The sequence below is a fragment of the Streptomyces katrae genome (assembly GCF_000966975.1).
GTDB lineage: Bacteria > Actinomycetota > Actinomycetes > Streptomycetales > Streptomycetaceae > Streptomyces > Streptomyces katrae.
Window position 1 is genome coordinate 1 of the sequence record NZ_JZWV01001212.1, and the last position, 5,720, is coordinate 5,720.

The 5,720-nt window shown below is 74.0% G+C and carries 5 protein-coding genes; all 5 read right to left on the minus strand.

What is annotated here, in order from left to right; translation table 11 throughout:
• Positions 1–1,507 (minus strand): acyltransferase domain-containing protein (locus VR44_RS35085; protein WP_169791076.1); only part of this gene is annotated, 1,507 nt, incomplete at its 3' end.
• Between the two features lie 113 nt (positions 1,508–1,620).
• Positions 1,621–3,258 (minus strand): GMC oxidoreductase, encoded by a 1,638-nt coding sequence (locus VR44_RS35090; protein WP_045951697.1) that lies wholly within the window; start codon positions 3,256–3,258, stop codon positions 1,621–1,623.
• Positions 3,259–3,430: 172 nt separating this feature from the next.
• The gene (locus VR44_RS35095; protein ID WP_045951700.1) at positions 3,431–3,628 is read right to left on the minus strand and encodes a ferredoxin; all 198 of its coding nucleotides are present in this window, start codon (positions 3,626–3,628) and stop codon (positions 3,431–3,433) included.
• 11 nt (positions 3,629–3,639) lie between these two features.
• Positions 3,640–4,818: a cytochrome P450 gene (locus VR44_RS35100; RefSeq protein ID WP_245692762.1), complete on the minus strand. Its 1,179-nt coding sequence runs from the start codon at positions 4,816–4,818 to the stop codon at positions 3,640–3,642.
• Between the two features lie 206 nt (positions 4,819–5,024).
• Positions 5,025–5,720: helix-turn-helix domain-containing protein (locus VR44_RS35105; protein WP_245692764.1), on the minus strand; the 696-nt coding region annotated here is incomplete at its 5' end.

The following is a 5,720-nucleotide window of genomic DNA, read 5'->3' on the forward strand; positions in this document are numbered from 1 at the left end:
GGTTCACGGCGAGCATGTCGCCGCCGTGCCCGGCGAGTTCGGCCAGGGCCGCACCCCAGGCGTGGACGGCGCGGGCGGCGTCCTCCAGCGTGAGGGCGCCGGCCAGGTGGGCGGCGGCGATCTCGCCGACGCTGTGGCCGGCGTAGGCCCGGGGGCGGACCCCGTGGGCCAGCCAGGTCTCGGCGAGGGCGATCTGGACGCCGAAGGTGGCGGGGATGCTGACGTCGGGGGTGTCCGGGCCGGGGGCGCCGGGGGCGCCGCGCAGCACGTCGGTGAGGAGCCAGCCGGTGAGGGGGGCGAGGGCCTGCTCGCAGCGCAGGGCGGCGGTGCGGAACTCCGGGGAGGAGTCGAGGAGTTCCGCGGCCATGGCGGGCCACTGCCCGCCGATCCCGGACAGGACGAACGCGGCCTGGCGGACGGCGGCGGGGCCGGTTCCGCGGACCACGTCGGTGGCGAACCCGCCGTCGGCGAGGGCGGCGAGCGCGTCGAGGAGCCGGGCGCGGCCGTCGCCGAGGAGGACGGCGCGGTGCGGGAAGTGGTGCCGGGTGGTGGCGAGGGCCCGCCCCACGGCGGCGGGGTCGGGGCCGGCGTGCGCGGTGAGGTGCTCGTGCAGCTGCCGCGCCCGGGCCCGCAGGGCCTCGGGACCGGCGGCGGAGAGCATCCACGGCAACGCCTCCTCGGCCCCGCCCCACAGGGAGGCGGGCGCACCCGGGGCGCCACCGGCGGCAACGTCCGCGCCGGCAGCGGCCGCGGCCCCGGGAGCGGGGACGCCGACGGCCTCGGGGCCCGTACCGGCTGCGGCCTCAGGAGCGGGGACGTCCGCGCCGGGGGTGCCTCCGGTGTCGCCACCGGTGGCGGCGGGGCCGGTACCGGCAGCGGTGCCGGGGCCGAGGTTCCAGCCGGAGTCGGTGGTGGTCCAGCGGCCGTCGGCGCCGAGTACGGCGAGGATCCGGTCGCCGTCGGCCCGCGCGGCGGCGAGGGGCTTCAGCAGGACGGCGCCGTAGCCGCCGTCCCCGCTGTCCGGCGCGCCCGGCAGGCGTACGTCCGGGCCGGCGGCCAGGGCGAGGTCGCTCTCGCCGCGGACGAGGCTGTCGTGGGCCGCCCGCAGCGCGTCGGGGCCGGTGGGGAGGCGGCGCAGCAGCGGGGCCGCGCCCGGAGCGAGCCGCAGGACGGCGCCGGCCGCGGCGGCGGCCTCCTCCTGCGCGGGGAGCTCCACGTCCGGGCCGGGGACGGCGAGGAAGAGGCCCGGGGCCAGCGCCCTGGCCGGGACGACCCCGGCGTCCTCCAGCGCCTCCCACCAGGTCTCCGCCGCGGCCGGCCCGTGCGGCAGGGCTCCGGCCGTCACGGGGGCCGACGGGTCCGCGGCGGCCTCCGCGAGGAACTCCGCGTCGAACGCCCCGTCCGTGCCGGTGTCCTGCGGCCGGCGGTGCGCCGATCCGATCGCCACGATCACCTCGTGCGCACCGTTCCCGGACTCCTCCGGCATAGCGACAGACTCCCGCATCATGTGTGCTCCATCGACCCGTTGAACTACTGCTGACTGGCTGGCTCCGCAGCGCCTCGGGGCGTGCGGGCATGCCGGGGTGGGACCCACCCCGTGCTGTTCCCCTGCGCCGCCGGCTAGGAGGCGGTGACGTCCTGCCGGATCACGCGCTCGATGTTCCGTTCGGCCAGGGCGGTGATCGTCACGAACGGGTTCACGCCGATGGAGCCGGGGATGAGCGAACCGTCGGTCACGTAGAGGTTCTTGTAGCCCTTCACCCGGCCGTAGTCGTCGGTGGCCCTGCCGAGCACGCAGCCGCCGAGGGGGTGGTAGGTGAAGTCGTCGGAGAAGGCCTTCAGCTGCTTGCCGAAGAGGTCGTAGCGGTACATCGTCGTGTTCGCCTTGTTGATGCGGTCGAACAGGGACTTCGCGGCGTTGACGGCAGGGGTGTTCTGGTCCCGGGTCCAGCGCAGGGCCGCCCGGTCGGTCGCCGCGTCGTAGGCGAAGGTGCCGCGTTCGGGGTTCTTGGTGATCGCCAGGTAGAGGCTGACCCAGGTCTCCAGGCCCGCGGGCATGGGGGCGATCTCGGCGAAGACCGGGTTCTGGGGGTTGTCCCAGTCGTCGATGCCCAGGGCGGGGATGGAGGACTGGTTGGCGCCGGTGGGGTTCCACACGTGGTTGGCGCGGGCGGTCATGATGTTGCCGTTGGGGCCCCAGCCGGCGCCGATCTCGGGGCTGAGCTCCGGCAGGGTGCCGGTCTCGCGGGCGCGCAGCAGCAGTTCGGTGGAGCCGAGGCTGCCGGCGCCGAGGAACAGGTGGCGGCAGGAGATCTCCTTGGTGGCCAGCAGCCGTCCGTCGGCGTCGCGCTGCTCGACGGTGAGGAGGTAGGTGCCGTCCTTCTGCTGCCGGATGGTCCTGGCCTGGTGCAGGGTCTCGATGGTGACCTTGCCGGTGCCCAGGGCGGCGGCCAGGTAGGTCTTGTCCAGGCTCTGCTTGCCGTGGTTGTTGCCGTAGATGACCTCGGCGGCCAGCGCGGACTTGGGGACCTCCCCGGCCGCCTCGCGCCGCATGTGGTCGAAGTCGTAGACGTTGGGGACGTGTACGGTGCCCAGTCCGGCCTTCTGGGCCTGGTCCCGCGAGACCCGGGCGAACTTGTACCACTCGGTGCTCTCGAACCAGCCGCTGTCGATGTGGTTGACGCGGAGCATGGAGTTGGCGCGCGGGAAGTAGCGCTCGTACATCTCGGCGGAGTCGACGCGCGGCAGCACCTCCTCGAAGTACGAACGCTTCGGGGCCACCGCCATACCGCCGTTGACGAGGGAGCCGCCGCCGACGCCGCGGCCCACGTACACGGACATCTGGTCGAAGTTGACCCGGTCCAGGACGCCGGCGTACGGGTCGATGTCGCGGTTGGCGAGGTCCAGCCAGAGGAAGCTGCCGAGGGGGGCCTCGGTGCGGTTCTTGAACCAGCTGGAGCGCTTGTCGGGCTTGAGCATGCCGGAGAAGACGTTGCCGTCGGGGCCCGGCTGGTTCCACAGCTGGCCCATCTCGAGCATGACCGTGCGGACTCCGGCCTCGCCGAGGCGCAGGGCGGAGACGGCCGCGCCGTAGCCGGTGCCGATGACGACGGCGGGGACGAAGGCGGTGCCGTCGGCGCGGTCGGCTGCCAGGGCTGCCAGGGCCCGGGGGGCGCCGATGGTGGTGCCGCCCGCGAGGGCCGCCGCGCCGAGGGCCGTCAGTCCGAGCAGACGGCGGCGTGACAGGTGCTGATCCACGGTATGTACCTGGCTTTCGGGAGAAAAGGGACGGGTGGTGGCGTGAGGACGCCTTCGTGCGGCGGGCACGGGAAACCCTCGGGGAGCGGCGGGACGCCGACGGGGCACGGGGACGCGGGGGCACGGGGACGCGCTGGCTCCCGCAGGGCGCGCGGGAGGCCTTCGGGGAGCGTCAGCCGGCGGAGTGCAGGGTGATCGCCGAGCAGGGGCACTGGTCGGCGGCCTCGCGCACGGCGGCGTGCGCGGCGGCGGGCGGGGCGGGGTCGAGCAGGACCACGAAGCCCTCGTCGCACTGGTCGAAGACCTCGGGGGCGAGCAGGGCGCACATGCCGGCGCCGCAGCACAGCCGCCGGTCGACGCCGACCCGCAGCGGGCCGTCCCTCACCAGGCGACGGGCAGCGCGTACACCCCGTACACCTGCATGTCGTGGCGGAGCCGGATCTCCTCGGGCGGGCAGGCCAGCCGCAGCTGCGGGAAGCGTTCCAGCAGGGCGGTGAAACCGACCCGGAGTTCGATGCGGGCCAGCTGCTGGCCGAGGCACTGGTGGATGCCGTGGCCGAAGCCGAGGTGGCCGGCGGCGCGCCGGGTCACGTCGAAGGACTCGGGGTCGGGGAAGCGTTCGGGGTCCCGGTTGGCGGCGGCGAGGGAGACCATCACGACCTCTCCCTCCCTGATGAGGGTGCCCTCGACCTCCACGTCCTCCAGGGCGGCCCGGGTGGGGCCGTGGTGGACGATGCTCAGGAAGCGCAGGCTCTCCTCGACGGCGCCCTCGATCAGGGACGGGTCGGCGCGCAGCGCGGCCAGCTGCTCGGGGTGCTCCAGCAGGGCGAAGGTGCCGAGCGCGAGCTGGTTGGCCGTGGTCTCGTGGCCGGCGACCAGCAGCAGGAAGGCGATCGAGGTGAGTTCCTCGTCGGTGAGGTCCGGGTCGGCGGTGATCAGTCCGCTGATGATGTCGTCGGCGGGCTCGGTGCGCTTGAGCCGTACCAGGCCGCCCAGGTAGGCCCCCAGTTCCAGGAAGGCGGCGGTGACGTCCTCGGTGGACTCGCCGAAGCTGCTCCAGACGTGGGTGTGGTGCTGGAAGGTGGCGCGGTCGGCGTAGGGGACGCCGAGCAGTTCGCAGATGACGAGCGAGGGGATCGGCAGCGCGAAGTGCTCGAAGAGGTCGGCGGGGGAGCCGAGCCGCTCCATCTCGTCCAGCCGCTCCGCGGTGATCTTCTCGATCCACTCGGTGAGCAGCCGCATGCGGCGGACGGTGAACTGCCCGACCAGCAGCTTGCGGTAGCGCTGGTGCTCGGGGTCGTCGTGCTGGATGAACATGCCGGGCGGTGCCGCCGGGGCCTCGTCCAGGGTCGCGGCGCGCGGGACCGGCGGGTGCTTGAGTTCCCCGCGGGCGCTGAACCGGGCGTCGGCGAGGACGGCCCGGGCGGCGGAATAGCCCGTGACGAGCCATCCGAGATGGCCGTCGGCGAATTCCATGCGCGTCAGCGGTTCGGTCCGGCGCAGTGACCGGGTCGCCGGGGGCGGGTTGAAGTATCCCTCCCGGACAGTGGAAAAGGTCACCGGTAAACCCTGGCTCATACATGCCCTTCCATGGCCGGCCGTATTGCGGATCGATCCCTCGGGAACGCGGCCTCAACACGGCGTCAACGCGTTCGTAACACGGCGTCCTGCAATTTCGAACTCCGCCGTCCGCGCAGTTCGATCAGCGCCATGACGAAGGTATGGAGACGCGGTGAAAAGTGTCAACGAAATCAATCCCGCGCGCACTAACCCTGTGGGCGCGGGCCGGAGGGTACGGTTACGGGCGGTACCGGGAGGCTTCGGTTCGGTTCGGTACCGGGCCCCGCCGGACCCCCCTCCCCTCCCCCGCCGCGCGCGGGGGTGCCGGGGCATTCCTGGGCCAGCAGCTGTGCCATCGGGGCGAGTTCGGCGCGTCCGTCGATCCGCAGCTTGCGGTACGCGCGCGTGAGGTGTTTCTCCACCGCCCGGGCGCTGACCTCCAGTCCTTCGGCGATGGCCCGGTTGGAGGTGCCCCGGGCGGCCAGTGCGGCGACGCGGCGTTCGGTGCGGGTCAGGGCGGCCACGGCGTCCGCGCCCTGGGAGCCCGCGATGGTGTGCAGTGCCCGGCCGGCCCGGTCGGCGATCCACGGTGCCCCGCACCGCAGCCCCTGGTCCCGGGCCCGGGTGAGCCGGTGCTCGGCCTCGGCCTCCCGGCCGGCGGTCAGCAGCCGTCGGCCCAGGAGCAGGGAGGTGCGGGCCTGTTCGAGGACGTGGGCGGTCCGTTCCAGGGTGGCCGCGGACTCGCGCAGCAGGGCGAGCCCCCGCTCTCCCCCGGTGATCGCGCCCCGGCCGCGCTGGGCGCGGCCGATGGCCACCGGGCTGCCCCAGGTCACGGCGCGTTCGAACTCCTCGTCCATGAGGTCGTGGGCCTGGCCGGGCCGGCCCATCCGGTAGTGGAGCGT